The 20,031-nt window shown below is 62.4% G+C and carries 13 protein-coding genes, 1 tRNA gene and 3 rRNA genes; 9 read left to right on the top strand and 8 right to left on the bottom strand.

The features are described 5' to 3' along the window. Window positions 1–35 precede the first annotated feature (35 nt). Window positions 36–1,262 carry an MFS transporter gene (locus ACR81A_RS06515; protein WP_202383011.1) on the top strand — a complete coding sequence of 409 codons (1,227 nt, stop codon included), beginning with the start codon at window positions 36–38 and terminating at the stop codon, window positions 1,260–1,262. Here ACR81A_RS06515 and def read toward each other — a convergent pair. Then, window positions 1,259–1,822 carry a peptide deformylase gene (gene def / locus ACR81A_RS06510; RefSeq protein WP_202383010.1) on the bottom strand — a complete coding sequence of 188 codons (564 nt, stop codon included), beginning with the start codon at window positions 1,820–1,822 and terminating at the stop codon, window positions 1,259–1,261. The genes ACR81A_RS06515 and def overlap by 4 nt on opposite strands. A gap of 137 nt (window positions 1,823–1,959) precedes the next feature. On the opposite strand from def, the gene orn reads away from it, so the two are divergent. Beyond that, a complete protein-coding gene (orn, locus tag ACR81A_RS06505) occupies window positions 1,960–2,622 on the top strand; it encodes an oligoribonuclease (RefSeq protein WP_440313058.1) in 663 nt (220 codons plus the stop codon). A gap of 206 nt (window positions 2,623–2,828) precedes the next feature. Next, window positions 2,829–5,153 carry a putative bifunctional diguanylate cyclase/phosphodiesterase gene (locus ACR81A_RS06500; RefSeq protein ID WP_440313057.1) on the top strand — a complete coding sequence of 775 codons (2,325 nt, stop codon included), beginning with the start codon at window positions 2,829–2,831 and terminating at the stop codon, window positions 5,151–5,153. 7 nt (window positions 5,154–5,160) lie between these two features. On the opposite strand, the gene ACR81A_RS06495 is transcribed toward ACR81A_RS06500, so the two are convergent. Further along, on the bottom strand, window positions 5,161–6,033 hold the full coding sequence (locus ACR81A_RS06495; protein WP_202383007.1) for a hypothetical protein: 873 nt from the start codon (window positions 6,031–6,033) through the stop codon (window positions 5,161–5,163). A gap of 261 nt (window positions 6,034–6,294) precedes the next feature. On the opposite strand from ACR81A_RS06495, the gene ACR81A_RS06490 reads away from it, so the two are divergent. Then, the gene (locus ACR81A_RS06490; protein ID WP_337248998.1) at window positions 6,295–7,044 is read left to right on the top strand and encodes a hypothetical protein; all 750 of its coding nucleotides are present in this window, start codon (window positions 6,295–6,297) and stop codon (window positions 7,042–7,044) included. 137 nt (window positions 7,045–7,181) lie between these two features. Here the strand turns inward: ACR81A_RS06490 and ACR81A_RS06485 are convergent. Next, a tRNA-His gene (locus tag ACR81A_RS06485) sits at window positions 7,182–7,257 on the bottom strand. A gap of 166 nt (window positions 7,258–7,423) precedes the next feature. Between ACR81A_RS06485 and ACR81A_RS06480 the strand changes: the two genes are divergently transcribed. Genes ACR81A_RS06480 through ACR81A_RS06470 form a run of 3 tightly spaced genes read left to right on the top strand, consistent with a single transcriptional unit; the run spans window position 7,424 to window position 8,693 of the window. Next, window positions 7,424–7,771 (top strand): metallopeptidase family protein, encoded by a 348-nt coding sequence (locus ACR81A_RS06480; RefSeq protein ID WP_440313056.1) that lies wholly within the window; start codon window positions 7,424–7,426, stop codon window positions 7,769–7,771. 5 nt (window positions 7,772–7,776) lie between these two features. Then, window positions 7,777–8,064 (top strand): ATP-dependent Clp protease adapter ClpS, encoded by a 288-nt coding sequence (gene clpS, locus ACR81A_RS06475; RefSeq protein WP_202383004.1) that lies wholly within the window; start codon window positions 7,777–7,779, stop codon window positions 8,062–8,064. After that, on the top strand, window positions 8,061–8,693 hold the full coding sequence (locus ACR81A_RS06470) for a DUF2017 family protein (RefSeq protein ID WP_440313055.1): 633 nt from the start codon (window positions 8,061–8,063) through the stop codon (window positions 8,691–8,693). Before clpS ends, ACR81A_RS06470 begins: the two co-directional genes overlap by 4 nt. Before the next feature lie 24 nt (window positions 8,694–8,717). On the opposite strand, the gene dinB is transcribed toward ACR81A_RS06470, so the two are convergent. After that, entirely contained in the window at window positions 8,718–9,932 is a 1,215-nt protein-coding gene (dinB, locus tag ACR81A_RS06465) for a DNA polymerase IV (RefSeq protein WP_440313054.1), read from the bottom strand. A gap of 80 nt (window positions 9,933–10,012) precedes the next feature. On the opposite strand from dinB, the gene ACR81A_RS06460 reads away from it, so the two are divergent. Together ACR81A_RS06460 and glpK are read left to right on the top strand one after the other, a co-directional pair. Further along, complete coding sequence (locus ACR81A_RS06460; RefSeq protein ID WP_440313053.1) at window positions 10,013–11,755, top strand: glycerol-3-phosphate dehydrogenase/oxidase; 1,743 nt, start codon at window positions 10,013–10,015, stop codon at window positions 11,753–11,755. 13 nt (window positions 11,756–11,768) lie between these two features. After that, window positions 11,769–13,286 (top strand): glycerol kinase GlpK, encoded by a 1,518-nt coding sequence (gene glpK, locus ACR81A_RS06455; protein ID WP_440313052.1) that lies wholly within the window; start codon window positions 11,769–11,771, stop codon window positions 13,284–13,286. On the opposite strand, the gene ACR81A_RS06450 is transcribed toward glpK, so the two are convergent. From ACR81A_RS06450 to ACR81A_RS06435, 4 genes are all read right to left on the bottom strand, one after another. Continuing rightward, window positions 13,283–14,107 carry a lysostaphin resistance A-like protein gene (locus ACR81A_RS06450; protein ID WP_440313051.1) on the bottom strand — a complete coding sequence of 275 codons (825 nt, stop codon included), beginning with the start codon at window positions 14,105–14,107 and terminating at the stop codon, window positions 13,283–13,285. The genes glpK and ACR81A_RS06450 overlap by 4 nt on opposite strands. Window positions 14,108–14,325: 218 nt before the next feature. Continuing rightward, window positions 14,326–14,442, bottom strand: a 5S ribosomal RNA gene (gene rrf, locus ACR81A_RS06445). 125 nt (window positions 14,443–14,567) lie between these two features. Then, a 23S ribosomal RNA gene (locus ACR81A_RS06440) occupies window positions 14,568–17,671 on the bottom strand. 471 nt (window positions 17,672–18,142) lie between these two features. Next, a 16S ribosomal RNA gene (locus ACR81A_RS06435) occupies window positions 18,143–19,665 on the bottom strand. The 16S, 23S and 5S rRNA genes sit together here, the layout of an rRNA operon. Between the last annotated feature and the right edge of the window lie 366 nt (window positions 19,666–20,031).

Here is a 20,031-nt window from a genome sequence, read left to right as displayed (position 1 = left end):
GCCGGGCCACCTGCGCACCCGGCTAGACTCGTGGGGTGCATGCCTCTCCCCGCGCTCGGCTCCCTTTCGAGGTCTGGGCGCTTGTCGCCGGCGGTTTCACCGTCGCACTCGGCTACGGCGTGGTGGCGCCCGCGATTCCCCAGTTCGCACTCGAATTCGGGGTCTCCACCTTCGCGGCATCCGCGATCGTGAGCGCATTCGCGTTCATGCGCCTCGTCTCCGCTCCGCTTGCCGGCTGGCTCGTCGGGAAGTTTGGTGAGCGCCGCAGCTACACCGCGGGCATTCTGATCGTCGCGGGATCAACCGGCGCCGCCGCGCTCGCGATGAACTACGGCCAGTTCGTCGTGCTCCGTGGCCTCGGCGGAATCGGCTCCACGATGTTCACCGTTGCGTCCACCGCGCTCCTCATCAAGGTGAGCCCGCCAACAGCGCGGGGCCGAGTCGCGAGCCTCAACGCGGCAGGCTTCCTCCTCGGCGGGCTTCTGGGCCCCGTGTTCGGCGGCCTCGTCGCTGGCTTCGGGCTGCGCGCGCCGTTCGTCTTCTACTTCCTCACGCTGATCGCGGCCGCCATCGTCGTGACCATCGCGCTCCGCCGCTCGCAGGCAGCGGGAAGCCCGGACCCCGAGGCACACGGCGTCCCGGCAATGACGCTGCGCGAGGCGATCGGGATCGGGCAGTACCGCACCCTCCTGCTGTCCGTGTTCGCGTTCGGCTGGACATCGTTCGGTGTGCGCGTCTCAGTGATCCCCATCTTCATCGCCGTCGCGTTCCACGGCGATGCGGCGACCGCAGCCTGGATCCTCGCCGCATACGCGGCGGGCAATGCGATCTTGATCTTCCCGTCCGGGCGCTGGAACGACACGCTGGGACGCAAACCGATGCTCATCATCGGCATGCTCACGCTCGCCGCCACCTACGCCGCGTTCCCCGCCTCGCCCACGCTGTGGGTCGCCGCGGCGCTCATGTTCGTGGCTGGTGCCGGCTCGGCGCTCGTCAACCCCGGGCAGCAGGCTGTGCTCGCCGATGTGCTCGCGCAGCGGCGCGGCGGCAACGTGGTTGCCGCGTACTCGATGACGAGCGACCTCGGCGGCGTGCTTGGCCCGCTCATCGCCGGCGCGATTGTCGACTGGGCAGGGTTCGGCTGGGCCTTCGGCGTCACAGCGCTGCTCGTCGCGGTTGCCGGCGTCGCGTGGACGCTCGTCCCCGACTCGCGCACGCTCGGTGGCGCGCCGGACCTCGGGGACGCAGGCCCGAGCCGCTAGCCTTCGAGGTCGTCGACGCCCGGCTGCCAGCTCAGGCCCGGTCGGCCCCACCCATTCTTGCGCTGTGCCTTATGCGCGCCACGGTTCTCGGGGTGCACCAGGCGGTCAACATAGAGCAGACCTTCAAGGTGATCGAACTCGTGCTGGAGGATGCGGGCGAACCAGCCACTCGCCTGAATCTCGAACGGGTTCCCGTCGACGTCCTGTGCGCGCAGCAGCGCGCGGGGCGAACGGCGCAGCGCGAACCGCTCTCCGGGGAACGAAAGGCAACCCTCAACCTCATCTTCGCCGGGCAGACCCGGCTCGAGCGGCGCGATCCACAGCTCCGGGTTGATCGCAACTCCCTGTGCGGGGGCCTCATCCTGATCGTCGTACATCCACACGAAGACTCGCTTGCCAACGCCCACCTGTGGGGCCGCGAGGCCCACTCCCGGCGCAGCCACGGTCGTCTCGAACATATCGTCGACGAGTGTGCGGAGCTCAGCGTCAAACTCCGTGACGGGCTCGGCGGGACGGTGCAGGACGGGGTCGCCAGAGATGACGATGGGAAGAACAGCCATGCTCGCAAGTGTAGAGCGTTGCCCGCACTCGTGCGCCCAGCTCCGTGCGTTCAGCCCCCTGCCGGGCACGAGCCCACAGCGATAGACTGGGGCGGTTCCGGCGCACCCGCGCCGCGACCCCGTCGAGAGGACCCCACATGTCGAACACCCCCGCCGAGCAGATCGTATGGATCGACTGCGAGATGACGGGCCTCGACGTGGATCAGGATGGGCTCTGCGAAATCGCCGTCATCGTCACCGACTTCGAGCTGAATCCGCTCGACCCCGGCTTCGAGATCGTCATCAACCCGGGCGAAGACGCCCTCGCGCACATGAACGACTTCGTACGCAAGATGCACGAGACCTCCGGCCTCCTCCCCCGCATCGCAGATGGTGCGAGCCTCGCCGACGCGGAAGCACAGGTCATCGAATACCTGCGCCGCTTCGTGACCGCCGGTCGCCGGCCACTCGTCGCAGGAAACACGATCGGCATGGACCGCCGCTTCATCGCCAAGTACATGCCCACGCTCGAAGAGCGACTGCACTACCGCAGCGTGGATGTCTCCACGATCAAGGAGCTCAGCCGGCGCTGGTACCCCGCGGCCTACTTCGGCGCCCCCGAGAAGAACGGCGGTCATCGCGCACTTGCCGACATCGCGGAGTCAATCCAGGAACTCGCGTACTTCCGCGACGCAGTGATGGTGGCGCAGCCCGGCCCCGACAAGTCCGCCTCCCAGCAGCTCTCCCAGACCGCAACCGAGCGCTTCGCGGCGCTGATCTCGGGGCCTGCCCCCGAGACGGTGGCACCCGACGCGCTCTAACCCTGCGCCGCCGCACGCTGCTCCCGGCGCAGGCTGAAGCCGGCACACGCCGCCGGATCCCACGCAAGTTCTCGCTCGAATGAGGGATGTGCCCGCGTGTCGAACTCCCGAGCCGTGGCATAATTGACGCGGTTCGACCGCTGCAGGTCACGTCGAACGCTTCGCGTGTGATGGTCGCGTCACGGAGAACGTCAGTAGGAGAACGCATGGGTGCGCTGAAGCGAGAGACCATTTTGATGGGTGTCTTCGCAGCATTCGCTCTGGCTGCCGCGGTGTGTGGCGCAGTGCAGTTGCCGGGCGCCTCTCCGCAATCGTGGACACTCGTGATCACCGTCATCGTCGGCGTGATCATTTGCAGCCCGCTCCAGTTCAACGTGGGGCGCGACGCGAGCTTCCCCCTCGTGGGCGTGTCGATCGTGATGCTCACGATCCCGCCGTTCGAGCAACGGCCCTGGCTCAGCGTGTGCGTGTGGATTATCGGGCTCGGGATCTCTCAGCTGCTCATCCGGCGCATCGCGCTGCACGCGCTCTACCTCACTGGCCTCAGCGGCGCTGCTGCCGCAGGATTCATGCTCATCCGCGTGTGGCTCGAGGCGTTCGGAGTCTGGGAGGGCGTGGCCTTCCTGAGCGGCACCGCGCTGTACTACGGCATCTTCGTGCTTGGTGAGCTCGCACGGCGCAGCCTCCAGCAGGCGGACGCGAATGTGCTCGCCCGCAGTGCGCCGCTCAGCTTTGGGCGGCTCGCCCTCGTCACGCTCGCGGTGACCACCGCATCCATCCTGATGCGCAGCATCGACCGCAACCTCATTCCCTGGCTCGAGCAAAACTCAGAGCTCACTCGGTCCCCCTTTGTGGTGCTCTTCACCGCACTCATGTGTTACGTCCTGGCGCAGCGACTCCGCGCAATTGAGGGAAAGCGCCGACTCGATGCCGTCGTAGCCTCTGCGGTTGAGCTCCCGCAGGAGAGCGGTGCGAAGCTGGCTCTGGCCCTGCAGAACCGCGCCTGCGACCTGGTTCGCGCCAGCCACGCGGAGGTTCGCGATACCGCCCCCGAACGCGGGGAGATCGGCGCGCGCGTTGTGCTCCAACCCGGTTGCGAGCAGTTCCTCATCGCCACCCGAAAGGTTGGGGGAACCGCCTTCAGCCGCGAAGACGACCGGGCTCTCGCGTCGCTCGCGCATCTCGCAAGTGAGGCCGCTCGCATTCAGCACGAGGTGAACTCACTCGAGCGGCGCGCGAACACCGATCCGCTCACCGGACTCCCGAACTATGGCGCGTTCCAAAAGGCACTGGTGCACGCGAACGAGTTCCGCCTGTACCACGAGGGCATCGCGCTGCTCTTTATCGACCTCGACAACTTCAAGCGCTTGAACGACACCCACGGGCATCGCACGGGCGACGAGCTGCTGCGCGAAGTCGCGAGGCGCCTGGAACGCACCGCGGGTGGCGGCGACTTCGTCTCGCGCGTCGGCGGAGACGAGTTCGTGGTGATCCTCGCGGGTCTCGTGTCCATTGAGCATGCGAAGGAGTCCGCAGAACGGATCATCGCGGCGGTCAGTGAGCGGGTGTCACTCGAGGGGGAGGATATCCGGCCCGCGGTGAGCGCCGGCCTCGCGTTCTCGCACCACCGCGAGCTCGATGCGCAGACGCTCGTTGAGGACGCGGATCGCACCATGCTCCAGGCGAAGCGCTCGCGCCACGAGAATGGCGCGAGCGGGGGCGGAAGTAGCGTCAGCGTCTCGTCTCGGCGCTCCACGCGCACCAACGACATCGTCGCGCGCGCAATCCAGAGCCAGCGCCTCAACCTCGCGTTCCAGCCCATCGTGCGTCTCGACACCTCGCGCGTGTGGGGCTTCGAGGCGCTGGTGCGCTACGTGGATCCGGAGCTTGGACCGATCTCCCCGCCGTCGCTCGTGGCGCGCGCTAAGAGCCTCGGGCTCATGAACGAGCTGACCTGCCAGGTCATTTCGAAGGCGCTGACGACCGCAACCGAGTTCGTCCGTATCAACCCGGAGCTCGACACCATCACCGTGAATCTTGAGCTGATGCAGATCAGCGAGGATCAGCTCGGTCCGTTCATCCGGGAGGCCGCAGCCGCGCACCCCGAGGTGAAGCTCTGCATCGAGCTCAACGAGCGCTCGCTCCGCGACGTGACCGACGAGCTCCGGCGCGACGCCGAGCGGCTTCAGCGCGCGGGCATCATTATCGCGCTCGACGACTACGGCTCGGATGACTCGTCAGTGGGCGCGCTCGTGCACTTCCCCATGAACATCCTCAAGATCGACAAGAGCCTCATCAGCAACCTCGACGATGTGCGCCAGCGCGAAGTGGTGAAAGCGCTGCAGGGCTTCGGAGACAGCCTCGGGCGCACCACCGTAGTCGAGGGCGTCGAGGACGCACAGATGGCCGCGGTGCTCGCAGAGCTGGGTGTGAGCAACGCTCAGGGCTACTTCTACGGCCGCCCGATCTCAGCGGCGCTCACCATCGCCCGCATTCGGCGTTGGGGAACACAGGCGGTCACGACGGCCTAGTCCGGGGCTACTCCCCCGCGGGCGTCACGTCGACGCCGCCGTTGAGCCGCGCGATTGCTTCGTCCGCGTTGAACGCGGGATCCGGCTCGATGAACGCGTCGACCACGCCCATGAAGGCGAGCGCCGCAACCGACCACGACTCCACACCCGCCGCGTGCTCCGCCGCTGCTTCCTCGACGCCGAGCGTCTCGAAGTGGGCTTCAACGAGCGCAGGGACTGTTGCGCGCACGATACCGAGCCCCTCGATCACCGACGCAGCCGCCACAACGAACGGCTGGTAGTCGCCGCGGAGCAGGGGCCGGAGGCGGTACCCCACGGTGGGAAGCACGTTGCGGTAGAAACTCTCCATCGTCTCGACGAACGCGAGCTCGCTCGCCCGGAGAGCGTCAATCACTCGGGTGCGCGCCTCACCCTCAGGCCACGACAGGATTGTCGTGGACAGCGCGGCGTAGGTGCGCCACTTGCTCGAGGCGGTGACCACGTCGAAGTTGTACTCCGCCGCGGTACGAATCACATCGACCAGCACCGCCCGTCGCCCCTCTGCAGAGCGCAGATCACCGCTGCGCATGCCGAGGTACTGCCACGTTGTGAGGAGCGTCTCTGAGTCCGCTCGGTCGATTTGCGCGTGGTTGGCGAGCTCACAGAACAGTTCGGCAAGGTAGGCCTCGGGTGAGGACCAGATCTGGGCGAACTGCTTGGGCGTCGCGCCAGCGGTCGCGACGAGCTGCTCGACGATCTTCGCCGGGACGCCCAGGGAAAGACCGACGGTTTCGACGTGCTCTTCGCCGGTACGGAGGATCCGCGTGCGCACATCATCGAGCGGCGACTGACCTCGACCAGCCGCACGAATCCAGTTCTCTCCCGGCACGAGTGCTCCCATCACGACGTCGTTAGCTCGCTCTATCGTAGCAACGTCGCCACCGACATGCGGTAACATCGCGCGCCCGCGCGCCGAGAAACTGTGAGCAGGCGCCACGCGATCCCAAATCGTTTCCGGAGCGGTGCTGCGGTGGCCCCGGCCCGTAGGGCAGAATGAGACGTCAGAGATTTCGCGGCGTGATGGGTCGCCGCGTATCGCCGTGCGCGCATCCCTCGCGCAGCTTCCCCGAAGGACTCCGCGTTGTCCCAAATCGATCGTTCTGTGACCAATCACGATGTCATCCCCGTTCTCAGTTCCGGGGTGTTCGATGAGCATCCGACCGCGCGGCTGGCGTGCGGTCTGCTCGCTGTCGACGGCGTTCCCCTCCCCGGGCTCGAGGCGGAGTACACGGCACACTTCTCGCTGCGCCGCCGCGTCTACGTCGACCAAACGGGCCAGCTCTCGGAGAGCGACATCCTCGAGGACGGAACCGACCGCGACGCCGACGATGCACGCTCCGCGACCTTCGCGGTGTTCGAGAATCATCGCGAGGGCGTTCGCGTGCTGGGCGTCTCGCGCCTCATCGTGCGCGGCACCGAAACACAGCTGCCCGTGGAGGAGTTCTGCCCGGAGTCGTTCCCCGCGGGCCCGCTCTCTGAGCGGAGCGTCGAGGTGTCGCGCATGATCGCACGCCACGAAACCGCAGCAATGCAGGATCTCGTGCAGTGGCACCTCTTCACGCTCATGCTCGCGTACATCGCGAACCACGAGCTTGAGCGCACCTTTGCGATCATCGAGCCCTGGTTCGAGCGCCACCTGAACAGCATCATCTCGATCTCGCGCATCGGTGAACCCCGCTACGTCGAGCACTACCTCGACTACAACCTGCCGATCGAGATTGACATTCCGGCGTCCGCCGAGCTCACGAACACGCGCCGGGCCGGCTCGATCGACGGCTACCGCGCTGCTGAGCCCGGGCTTACCTTCCTCGGGCGCGCGCCGCACGTGGCTCGCAGCGCGGCGGCGGTCTAGCCTCACGGCCGGCCGGGCGCTCCCCCGGCTGAGCCTTTCACCTGACAGCCGCATCAGGCGGTCTGCCCGGCAGATGCCGGAGCAGACCGCCTGAGACACAAAAACACCCCCGATTCGAAAATCGGGGGTGTTTTCCTTGGGGTGGCTAACGGGACTTGAACCCGCGACCACCGGCACCACAAGCCGGTGCTCTACCAACTGAGCTATAGCCACCATGCTGACCTGACGTTCACCGGGGCGAACGAGGCAACTCTACGATCATAACCCATGGCAGTCCCCCGCTGCGAACTCGCGTGTCATCCCGGGTGTGCCGCGAGGTCATCAGTCGCTTGCCACGCATTCACACCCACGCCTCGCGCCAGCTGTGTAGGGTGAAGATATGCTCGCCATGCCGCCCGAAGAGTTCGAGGCCCTCGTCGCCGACGGCCTCGATTCGCTGCACGACGACATGCTCGCCCAGCTCGACAACGTGATTTTCTTGGTGGAAGACCGGCCCGCCGATGGCAGCGACATTCTCGGTGTGTACGAAGGCTTCTCGCTCGCTGAACGCAATGTGTATGGCTACGGAGAAGAGCCCGATCGAATCATCCTGTTTCGCGAGAATCTGCTCGAGCACTGCGCGGATTACGAGGAACTGGTGCATGAAATCCGCGTGACCCTCGTCCACGAGATCGCGCACTTCTACGGCCTGAGCGAGGCACGTATTCATGAACTCGGGTGGGGCTGATGGTCATGGCGGGAACTGAGACGAGTCGACGTGAGGCGACGCGTGTGCTTCCCGACAGCGGGTGGCAGACCGTGGTGTGGGATGATCCGGTGAACCTCATGTCGTACGTCTCGTTTGTCTTTCGGACGCACTTCGGCTTCGACGCGCAGCACGCCGAAGAACTCATGCTCCGTGTGCACCATCGAGGCAGCGCAGTTGTCGCAGAGGGCGGCCGCGAGGCGATGGAGATGCACGTTGAGGCGATGCATGGCTACGGGCTCTGGGCAACGATTCGAGAGGTGGGAACTCAGTGAAGCTGATCCCCCAGCCGAACGGGATGCACGTCGTGTTTGAACGCGATGAAGCTGCGATGCTTGACCAGCTCGTCTCCCAGCTTGCCCAGCTCCTCGACAGCCACAGCGGGACGGCACTTGACCCGGATCCATTTTTCGCGAGCCTCGAGGTTGGCGGAAGCGACGCGTTGCCGAGCGACCCCGCACTCGCCCGCCTCTTCCCTGATGCGTACGAGGGGACAAGCGAGGCCTCCGAGTTTCGCAAGGTGACGGAGCAGGGGCTCGTGAACCGCAAACTCCAGGACGCGCTCTTCGTCACGAGTGCACTCGGCGTCGGGCAGATCGACGACGAGGCTCGCGCACAGCGGAAGGATGACGCGGACATCGAGTCTCGTGATGACGCGGACTCCGGTGCCGTGATCGTGGAGATCTCAATTACCACCCTGCCGGTCTGGGTTCGCACGCTGACCGCGCTGCGGCTCGCGATCGCCGCCCGCATCGGCCTCGACGAGCACGATGATCGCGAACGGCTGCTCTCCGACGAAGAGACGCGGGGAACGGTGCTGGTGTTCGACTGGCTTGCAGCAGTGCTCGAGTCGCTCCTCACCGTTATGCAGAGCGACGTGCCGAGCGAACCCTCGCACGACTAGCCACGCCCGCCCGGAGCGGCTCGTCTAGCTCGGGTCTTCCAGCGAGCGAGGATCGACGACCGTGCCGCGCCCCGTCAGGAGGCTCGCGGACGTGATACCCGCCGAACCGAAACGGTCTTTCAACTCGTCGACCGCCTGGTCAACCGCGCGCCACTCGTCGTCGTCGCTCCAGAGCCCCACAGGCTCGCTGCCGGCTGGGCGGAGCTGTTCCGCCCGCACGCCGATGAGGCGCACCGGACGCACCGCATCGAGGCTCGCGTAGAGCTCGCGCGCCGTCTGCACGATGCGGCGCGTTGCGTTGGTGGCCTCGGCGAGCGTTCGCGATCGCGTAACCGTCTCAAACGTGTCCCACCGGACCTTGATCGCGATCGTGCGCGCCTCAAACTGCGCAGCACGGAGCCGCTCACCCGTGCGCGTCGCGAGCCGAAGCAGCTCGCGGTCAATCACCGCGGGATCGCTAACGTCACCCGCGAAGGTCTCTTCGTGCCCGATGCTCTTCTCCGTGCGCGTGGTCTCGACCGCGCGCGCGTCGCGGCCATTCGCGAGCGCGTGCAGCTTCATTGCGCTCGCGGACCCCACGATTCGAGTGAGCGATGGAAGCGGTTCCCGTGCGAGGTCGGCGACGGTGTGGATGGCCCGTGACTTGAGCGCGCGTGCGGTGGCCCGCCCCACGCCCCACATCGCTTCGACAGGCAGGCTGTGCAGAAACTCGAGCGTGCGCGCCGGGGGGATCTCGAGTACCCCGTCGGGCTTCGCGCGCTGCGACGCAAGCTTGGCCACAAACTTCGTTGCCGCGAGGCCCACCGACGCGGGCAGCCCCGTTCGCTCACGCACCCGGTGCCGAATCGCGCGCGCAATCTCGATGGGCGAGCCGAACAGTTTCATCGAGCCCGCAACGTCGAGGAACGCCTCGTCGATACTCAAGGGTTCGACAAGCGGAGTGAACTCGTGGAAAACGCTCATCACCTCGCGAGAGGCGAGCCGATACTTCTCAAACGTCGGAGTGATGAGCACCAGTTCGGGGCACAGCTGTTTTGCGCGAGCCACCGGCATCGCAGAGCGCACCCCGTAGCGACGCGCCTCGTAGCTCGCGCTCGATACGACGGAGCGCACGGTGTCGTGCGCCGCCGCAACGGGCCGGCCGACGAGCTCCGGCCGATCGAGCAGCTCGACCGACACGAAGAAGGAGTCCATATCGACGTGCAGCATCGATGCCTCGGTGCGCTGCGCTTCGGTCATGCATCCATTGCATCACACACCACCGACGTTTCCAGTACCGTTGAGGAAGACCCCACCCGCTCCAGCAGCAAGGCAGGCAGATGGCACGGCAAAACTCCCCCACCGCACGTCCGAGTGTCGAGGCCCTTCGCGGCCGTCCCAGCGCTGATGTGCTGATTATCGGCGGCGGGATTAACGGCATTGCCACCTTCCGAGAGCTCGCCCTTCAGGGAGTCGACGTCGCCCTCGTTGAGCGCGGCGACTACGTCTCGGGCGCGTCGTCCGCTTCGAGTCACATGGTGCACGGCGGCGTGCGCTACCTCGAGAACGGCGAGCTGCGGCTTGTCCGCGAGGCGGTCCAGGAGCGGAATCGGCTGCTGAAGAACGCCCCGCACTACGTCGCCCCGCTGCAAACCACGATCCCAATCTTCAAAACGTTTGCAGGGGTCCTCTCCGCACCGTTCCGTCTGCTCGTCACCCACGGCCGCGGAAAGCCCAGCGAGCGCGGAGCGCTGCTCATCAAAATCGGCTTGTTGATGTACGACACGTTCTCGCGTGGGGGCGGCCGGGTGCCGAGACACCGCTTCCACGGTCGGGAGCGCTCGCTGCGCGCTCTGCCCCGGCTCAATCCACGCATCAAATACACCGCAACGTACTACGACGCGTCGATGCACGATCCGGAGCGGCTCGCGCTCGACGTGCTGCAGGATGGTCTCGCGGCGGGGCGAGAGCGGCACACGGGCGCTGACGCGAACTCGCGCGCCGCAAACTATCTCTCCGCGGTCGGCTATCGGGACGGAGCGACTGTGCTCCGTGACGAAACCACTGGGGATGAGTTCCCGTTCCACGCAAAGGTAATCGTCAACACCAGCGGCCCCTGGACCGACGAGACGAATGCAGCGCTCGGCCGACCGAGCTCGTTTATGGGTGGCACGAAGGGCTCGCACATCGTGCTCGACCACCCCGAACTTCTCGATGCCACCCGTGGGCGCGAGATGTTCTTTGAGCACTCCGACGGGCGCATCGTGCTGATCTATCCGCTCAAGGGGCGCGTCATGGTGGGCACGACCGACATCGACGCCGATCCGGCCACGCCGACGGTCTGCACTGACGATGAGGTCGACTACTTCTTCGACCTCATCCCCCATGTCTTCCCCGGAATCGCGGTCGATCGATCGCACATCGTCTACACGTTCTCCGGCATCCGCCCCCTCCCGAAGCACGACGACACAGCGCCAGGGTTCGTGTCCCGCGACTACCGGATCGAGCACGGCTGGCTGGGAGCGGTGCGCACCCTGAGCCTCGTGGGCGGGAAGTGGACGACCTTCCGCGCGCTCGGTGAGCACCTCGCAGACGAGACTCTCGCGCTGCTCGGCGCCCCCCGCACCGTGAGCACTCGCGCCACCGCAATCGGCGGCGGCGCGGGCTTCCCGCGAGACGCAGCGGCACGCAAGGTCTGGCTGGCCCGGCATCGCGGCGACCACGATCCCGCCCTCGTGGATCAGCTCCTGCAGCGCTATGGAACGCAGGCGACCGAGGTGCTCGCGGCGCTTCCCCAGAAGCCGACGCCACTCGCGCACGTGCCTGGCTACACCGCGGAGGAGCTTGCCTACTTGGCTGAGACTGAGCAGGTGCAGCATCTCGATGACGTGCTGCTTCGGCGCACGTCGATCGCGTTTGTTGGCGGTCTGAGTTCCGCGGCCCTCGAGGAGGTCGCCGCAGCGATCGCACCCGTACTCGGGTGGAGCGCCACGACGCAAAAGGCCGAGGTGAAGCGCGCGAGCGAGCTGCTCCGCGCCGCACACCGCGTCTCACTCGACGGCCCCGGCCTCACCCCGGCGTAAACAAGGAGTTTCGATGCGCAACTTCGTACTGTCCATTGACCAGGGCACCACCTCCTCGCGAGCGATCATCTTCGACCGCACGGGTTCGGTTGTGGCGCTGGGTCAGAAAGAGCATCGGCAGATCATGCCGAGCGCCGGACTCGTTGAGCACGACGCCAGTGAGATCTGGCAGAACGTGCAAGAGGTCATCGGCACGGCACTCGGACGGGCAGACCTGACAGGGGCAGACATCGCCGCCGTCGGCATCACGAACCAGCGCGAAACCACGATCATGTGGGATCGCGCCACGGGCAGCCCTGTGCACCACGCAATCGTTTGGCAGGACACGCGCTCGCAGGATATCGTCGATCGTCTCGCCGCTAACGGCGGGCCGGATCGCTTCCGCGAGCTGACCGGGCTCCCCCTCACCGCCTATTTCTCCGCATCGAAGATTGCCTGGCTGCTCCAGAACGTGCCGGGGCTGCGGGAGCGCGCGGAAGCGGGCGAGATCCTCTTTGGCACACCGGACACCTGGGTACTCTGGAACCTCACCGGCGGTCCGGATGGGGGCGTCCACGCCACGGACGTGACCAATGCGTCGCGAACGCTCTTGATGGATCTGCGCACGCGCGCATGGAGCCCCGAGCTCCTCGCCGCGTTCGACATTCCCGAGTCCCTCCTGCCGGAGATCCGTTCGTCCTCGGAGGTGTACGGATCCGCCGAGGCATCCTCCCTCTTGCACGGAGTTCCCGTCGCGGGCATCCTGGGTGATCAGCAAGCCGCGGCCTTCGGGCAAGCCGCATTCGATGCCGGTGAATCGAAGAACACCTACGGCACCGGTTGCTTTCTCCTCATGCAGACGGGCGCAGAGCTCGTCCATTCGAGCAATGGGCTCATCACGACGGCGGGCTACCAGCTTGGCAACGGCCCCGTTCACTATGCACTCGAGGGATCCATCGCAGTCACGGGATCACTCATCCAGTGGCTCCGAGATCAGCTCGGGATCATTCCCTCTGCCGAAGAAGTGGAGCCCCTCGCGCTCAGCGTGCCGGATAACGGCGGCGTGTACATCGTGCCGGCCTTCTCCGGGCTCTTTGCGCCGTATTGGCGGCCGGATGCGCGTGGCACCATCGTCGGGCTCACCAGGTACTCAAATCGCGGGCACTTTGCGCGTGCCGCGCTCGAAGCGGTTGCGTACCAAACCCGTGACGTGCTCGACGCGGTGAACGCGGACGTCGAAGTTCCATTGACCGAGCTCCGCGTCGACGGCGGAATGGTGGCAAACACGACGCTCATGCAGTTTCAGGCCGACATCCTCGGCGTCCCGGTGGTGCGACCCAGAGTCGCCGAGACCACTGCGCTCGGCGCCGCCTACGTTGCGGGGCTCGCAGTGGGGTTCTGGCGGGATCTCGACGAACTGCGTGCGAACTGGCGAGAAGGCGAACGGTGGGAGCCGCGGCTCGAAGAGGCGGAGCGTGCACGGCTCCTCCGGGAGTGGCGCAAAGCAGTCACGAAGTCCACGGGGTGGGTCGACGACGACACACCGCACTAGTGTGTGGAAGACCGCGGCCCCAACCTCCAAATCGCAACCGCGGTCACCAAGAGGTACAGAACGTTGAAGACGGCAGCTGCCGCGAGCAGGGCTTCCGCTCCGGTTCCTTGCGAGCCGTGCGTATCGATCCCGCCCGTGGCAAGAATCGTAGTCGGATCTGTAATCGCGTGGAGCGCAATCGCCCACCACAGGCGTCCAGTCGAAATTAACGCAAGGTACATCATCCCGCCAAAACCGAATGCGTACGCCGCAGTGACCAGCACCGTTGCTACAGATTGACCTGAAACGACGTTCCCCAGATGGAGCACGGCAAAAAGGGTTGCCGACACGATCAACACCGTTCGCTCCCCGAACCCCGCGTTTTGCAATACACGGACTGCGATTCCTCGAGTCAGGAGCTCCTCAGCGAAGCCGATACACAGGCCAAGCAGGAGTATAGAAAGCACAAGAAGCCACGAGTAGCGTGACCACTCAGTGGCGACTACCCGCAACGCGACCGGCAAGATCATGATGGCTATGACGGCCCACAGCCAACGTGGATGCAATACCGGATGAGCTTTGAAGAGGCTCCTCGTCCACCGTAGAGAACCCGAGAACGCGAGCAGGAGTGCCCCCATCACCGCGATGGGGACAGCAATACCGAACATCACACTTGCGGGGGTAGAGATCGGGTCTTTTGCGTCGATGGTCGACGCAAAAAGAGTTGAGGTGGCGAGCCCAACGAGTTGGTAGAGCAGCCAATAGCCGACCACCAACAGCGCAGCTTTCCACCAGCCTCCGGTGTTCCAGAAAGCACGCCACCGGTTGCGTTCATGTAGCATGCTGAGCTCCTCTGCCGTAGGGGTAGAGAAGAAGCGTATCCAGAAAAACGCTTCTCCCACAAGAATAATGAGGCGTGCGACAACGACGACCGTGGGCAGCCGCCCAAACGAACCATGGTGCGCATGAGCGCCTGTTTTTGGGGCCAAAAAAGGGAGGGCCACACCCGCAAGCCACCATCACTGGTGACCAACAAGTGCAACCCTCCCTATAAAAAGGTGTCCGGCGGTGTCCTACTCTCCCACACCCTCCCGAGTGCAGTACCATCGGCGCAGTCAGCCTTAGCTTCCGGGTTCGGAATGTAACCGGGCGTTTCCCTGACGCTATAACCGCCGTAACTCTATCAACATATCAACCACACCCACCCCACAAGGGTGTTGTGTGTGGCCGTCCGTTGGGAACCACAAAGTGGACGCGAAACATCGTTACATCTGAAAACCTATGCCCACCCAAAAGGTGGTGGAAATCAAGTCATCGGCTTATTAGTACCAGTCAGCTCCACCCGTTACCGAGCTTCCACATCTGGCCTATCAACCCAGTCATCTACTGGGAGCCTCACACACTCAAAGTGTACGGAGATCTCATCTCGAGGCCGGCTTCCCGCTTAGATGCTTTCAGCGGTTATCCATCCCGAACGTAGCCAACCAGCCATGCCCTTGGCAGAACAACTGGCACACCAGAGGTCCGTCCAACCCGGTCCTCTCGTACTAGGGTCAGATCCTCTCAAATCTCCAACGCGCGCAGAGGATAGGGACCGAACTGTCTCACGACGTTCTAAACCCAGCTCGCGTACCGCTTTAATGGGCGAACAGCCCAACCCTTGGGACCAACTCCAGCCCCAGGATGCGACGAGCCGACATCGAGGTGCCAAACCATGCCGTCGATATGGACTCTTGGGCAAGATCAGCCTGTTATCCCCGAGGTACCTTTTATCCGTTGAGCGACAGCGCTTCCACAAGCCACTGCCGGATCACTAGTCCCGACTTTCGTCCCTGCTCGACCTGTCAGTCTCACAGTCAAGCTCCCTTGTGCACTTACACTCGCCACCTGATTGCCAACCAGGTTGAGGGAACCTTTGGGCGCCTCCGTTACATTTTGGGAGGCAACCGCCCCAGTTAAACTACCCACCAGGCACTGTCCTAAAACCCGATCAGGGTTCGTAGTTAGATATCCAATATGACCAGAGTGGTATTTCAACAACGACTCCACCAACACTAGCGTGCCAGCTTCACAGTCTCCCACCTATCCTACACAAGCCACACCGAACACCAATACCAAGCTGTAGTAAAGGTCACGGGGTCTTTCCGTCCTTCTGCGCGTAACGAGCATCTTTACTCGTACTGCAATTTCGCCGAGTTCACGGTGGAGACAGCTGGGGAATCGTTACGCCATTCGTGCAGGTCGGAACTTACCCGACAAGGAATTTCGCTACCTTAGGATGGTTATAGTTACCACCGCCGTTTACTGGGGCTTAAATTCAAAGCTTCGACCCAAAAGTCTAACCTCTCCTCTTAACCTTCCAGCACCGGGCAGGCGTCAGTCCGTATACGTCCACTTGCGTGTTGGCACGGACCTGTGTTTTTAGTAAACAGTCGTTCCCCACTGGTCTCTGCGGCCACCACACCCTTTCCGGAGTAAATCCGTATAAGTGGATGGCCCCCCTTCTCCCGAAGTTACGGGGGCATTTTGCCGAGTTCCTTCACCATGATTATCTCGATCTCCTGAGTATTCTCTACCTGACCACCTGAGTCGGTTTGGGGTACGGGCAACAGCAAACCTCACGTCGATGCTTTTCTCGGCAGCATAGGATCACCTGCTTCCCCAAACGGGTCCGCATCGTATCTCACCCAAAGCCGAAAACTATTAATAAACGACGGGCTACATACTTACACCGGGACAACCATCGCCCGGCACAGGCTACCTTCCTGCGTCACACCTCACGCTCACCACCCCAGTTCGGGTTCGCAGCCGCCACCGAACATCACCCGAAGGATCCATCCAGCTTTGGATTGCTTAGCACTACTAGTTAGGTCTTTGACGGTTTACCGCCGGTACGGGAATATCAACCCGTTGTCCATCGACTACGCCTGTCGGCCTCGCCTTAGGTCCCGACTTACCCAGGGCAGATTAGCTTGACCCTGGAACCCTTGGTCTTCCGGAGGACGGGTTTCTCACCCGTCTTTCGCTACTCATGCCTGCATTCTCACTCGTGTGGCATCCACGACTGGTTCACACCGCCGCTTCACTCGCCACACGACGCTCTCCTACCCATCCATACGGCTGGACCACGAAGGCCTACCTGTTATATGAATGCCACAACTTCGGTGGCGTGCTTGAGCCCCGTTACATTGTCGGCGCGGAATCACTTGACCAGTGAGCTATTACGCACTCTTTCAAGGGTGGCTGCTTCTAAGCCAACCTCCTGGTTGTCACAGCAACTCCACATCCTTTTCCACTTAGCACGCGCTTTGGGACCTTAGTTGGTGATCTGGGTTGTTTCCCTCTCGACTATGAAGCTTATCCCCCACAGTCTCACTGCTGCGCTCTCACTTACCGGCATTCGGAGTTTAGCTGACGTCAGTAACCTTGTAGGGCCCATCGGCCATCCAGTAGCTCTACCTCCGGCAAGAAACACGCAACGCTGCACCTAAATGCATTTCGGAGAGAACCAGCTATCACGAAGTTTGATTGGCCTTTCACCCCTATCCACAGCTCATCCCCTCAGTTTTCAACCTAAGTGGGTTCGGTCCTCCACGCGCTCTTACACACGCTTCAACCTGGCCATGGATAGATCACTTCGCTTCGGGTCTAGGACACGCGACTGAATCGCCCTATTCAGACTCGCTTTCGCTACGGCTTCCCCACACGGGTTAACCTCGCCACATATCGCTAACTCGCAGGCTCATTCTTCAAAAGGCACGCAGTCACACCAACAAAGGGTGCTCCTACGGATTGTAAGCAAACGGTTTCAGGTACTATTTCACTCCCCTCCCGGGGTACTTTTCACCTTTCCCTCACGGTACTAGTCCGCTATCGGTCATCTGGGAGTATTTAGGCTTATCAGGTGGTCCTGACAGATTCACACGGGATTTCTCGGGCCCCGTGCTACTTGGGATACACACCACGCGGTAAAACCATTTCGGATACGGGACTCTCACCCACTCCGGTCCGCCGTTCCAAGCGGTTCTCCTATAGCTTCACTCTCACGTTCGAGACTCAGCAGCGTCTCACGGCATGTCCCGCAACCCCGACCATGCAACCCCTGCCAGGTATCACACATGATCGGTTTAGCCTCATCCGGGTTCGCTCGCCACTACTACCGGAATCACTGTTGTTTTCTCTTCCTGTGGGTACTGAGATGTTTCACTTCCCCACGTTCCCTCTACCCGCCCTATATATTCAGGCGGGAGTCACCAGGTCAGCAAGCCGCCTGGCGGGGTTTCCCCATTCGGAAATCCTCGAATCACAGCCCGTTTATCGGCTCCCCGAGGCTTATCGCAGATTACTACGTCCTTCTTCGGCTCCAGATGCCAAGGCATCCACCGTTTGCTCTTAGAAACTTGAAATCACATAAGTATTCAGAAACACACACCCACCCAAAAAGATGAGCATGTGACCAATGAAATTACATTAAGAATCAGTAACACCACCAACACAAAACACACCCCCAAAAGGATACGAATCATGCGTGGCATCACTAGATGCTCGCGTCCACTGTGTAGTTCTCAACGTACGGTCGATCCCACAATCATGAGCAACACGTCCCATAACCGCAGGTCAGAAAACCAAGTCCACCCACCCCCAAAGAGGCAGATCGGCTGGTCTTCCAGGACCCAATAGTATGCACCAGAGAAACACCAACTCACACACCCACACGTTCCAACAACCCTGTCCACGAGGAACAACGCTGCGTACTAGCACAGGCGAGCAAATCAATGCTTGCATTGTCAAATGTTCCACCCATGAGCGGTTGCGCATCACACGTGTGGTGATGATCGCACCATTCTGCAACAACAATGTTGTTGAGTGCTCCTTAGAAAGGAGGTGATCCAGCCGCACCTTCCGGTACGGCTACCTTGTTACGACTTAGTCCTAATCACCAGTCCCACCTTCGACAGCTCCCTCCACAAGGGTTAGGCCACCGGCTTCGGGTGTTACCGACTTTCATGACTTGACGGGCGGTGTGTACAAGGCCCGGGAACGTATTCACCGCAGCGTTGCTGATCTGCGATTACTAGCGACTCCGACTTCATGGGGTCGAGTTGCAGACCCCAATCCGAACTGAGACCGACTTTTTGGGATTCGCTCCACCTCGCGGTATCGCAGCCCTTTGTATCGGCCATTGTAGCATGCGTGAAGCCCAAGACATAAGGGGCATGATGATTTGACGTCATCCCCACCTTCCTCCGTGTTGACCACGGCAGTATCCCATGAGTTCCCACCATAACGTGCTGGCAACATAGGACGAGGGTTGCGCTCGTTGCCGGACTTAACCGAACATCTCACGACACGAGCTGACGACAACCATGCACCACCTGTATAGAAGTGTCCAAAGAGTTCTGTATCTCTACAGCGTTCTTCTATATGTCAAGCCTTGGTAAGGTTCTTCGCGTTGCATCGAATTAATCCGCATGCTCCGCCGCTTGTGCGGGCCCCCGTCAATTCCTTTGAGTTTTAGCCTTGCGGCCGTACTCCCCAGGCGGGGAACTTAATGCGTTAGCTACGACACAGAACCCGTGGAACAGGCCCTACATCTAGTTCCCAACGTTTACGGCATGGACTACCAGGGTATCTAATCCTGTTCGCTCCCCATGCTTTCGCTCCTCAGCGTCAGTTACGGCCCAGAGATCTGCCTTCGCCATCGGTGTTCCTCCTGATATCTGCGCATTCCACCGCTACACCAGGAATTCCAATCTCCCCTACCGCACTCTAGCCTGCCCGTACCCACTGCAGGCCCGAGGTTGAGCCTCGGGTTTTCACAGCAGACGCGACAAGCCGCCTACGAGCTCTTTACGCCCAATAATTCCGGACAACGCTTGCACCCTACGTATTACCGCGGCTGCTGGCACGTAGTTAGCCGGTGCTTTTTCTGCAGGTACCGTCACTTTCGCTTCTTCCCTACTAAAAGAGGTTTACAACCCGAAGGCCGTCATCCCTCACGCGGCGTTGCTGCATCAGGCTTGCGCCCATTGTGCAATATTCCCCACTGCTGCCTCCCGTAGGAGTCTGGGCCGTGTCTCAGTCCCAGTGTGGCCGGTCACCCTCTCAGGCCGGCTACCCGTCGTCGCCTTGGTGAGCCACTACCTCACCAACAAGCTGATAGGCCGCGAGCCCATCCTTCACCGATAAATCTTTCCCACAACAGACCATGCGGCCATTGTGCATATCCAGTATTAGACACCGTTTCCAGTGCTTATCCCAGAGTGAAGGGCAGGTTGCTCACGTGTTACTCACCCGTTCGCCACTCTTCCACCCAGCAAGCTGGGCTTCATCGTTCGACTTGCATGTGTTAAGCACGCCGCCAGCGTTCGTCCTGAGCCAGGATCAAACTCTCCGTAAAAAATTACATGCACCCTGGTAAGCGGAATAAGCCACCACGATGCGAGTTCAACCTGACAAAACGAACATCATTACTGACGTTCATATAATTTGTCCAAAAGGAATCGCCATCAACCAAACCCAAAAGGGCTTAGCGACGGGATAAATAATTGGCATTTGACAATCAAGTGCACACTATTGAGTTCTCAAAGACCAGACGCCACCCGTAGAATCCCCCCAAGGAACCCTTCCGAACAGCAACTGTCTCGTGTCGACTCTCAACACACCTCACAAACCGTGAGGGCTGAGGCTGGGAACAACGTTCACCACTCGACTCGACGAGAATCTTACTTTACACGACCGGCGCGAGAATTTCAAACTCGCTGCA

Origin of the sequence: Leucobacter chromiireducens (assembly GCF_051993095.1) — a bacterium.
GTDB classification, from domain to species: Bacteria; Actinomycetota; Actinomycetes; order Actinomycetales; family Microbacteriaceae; genus Leucobacter; species Leucobacter chromiireducens.
This window is presented reverse-complemented; position numbering and strand designations above follow the sequence as displayed.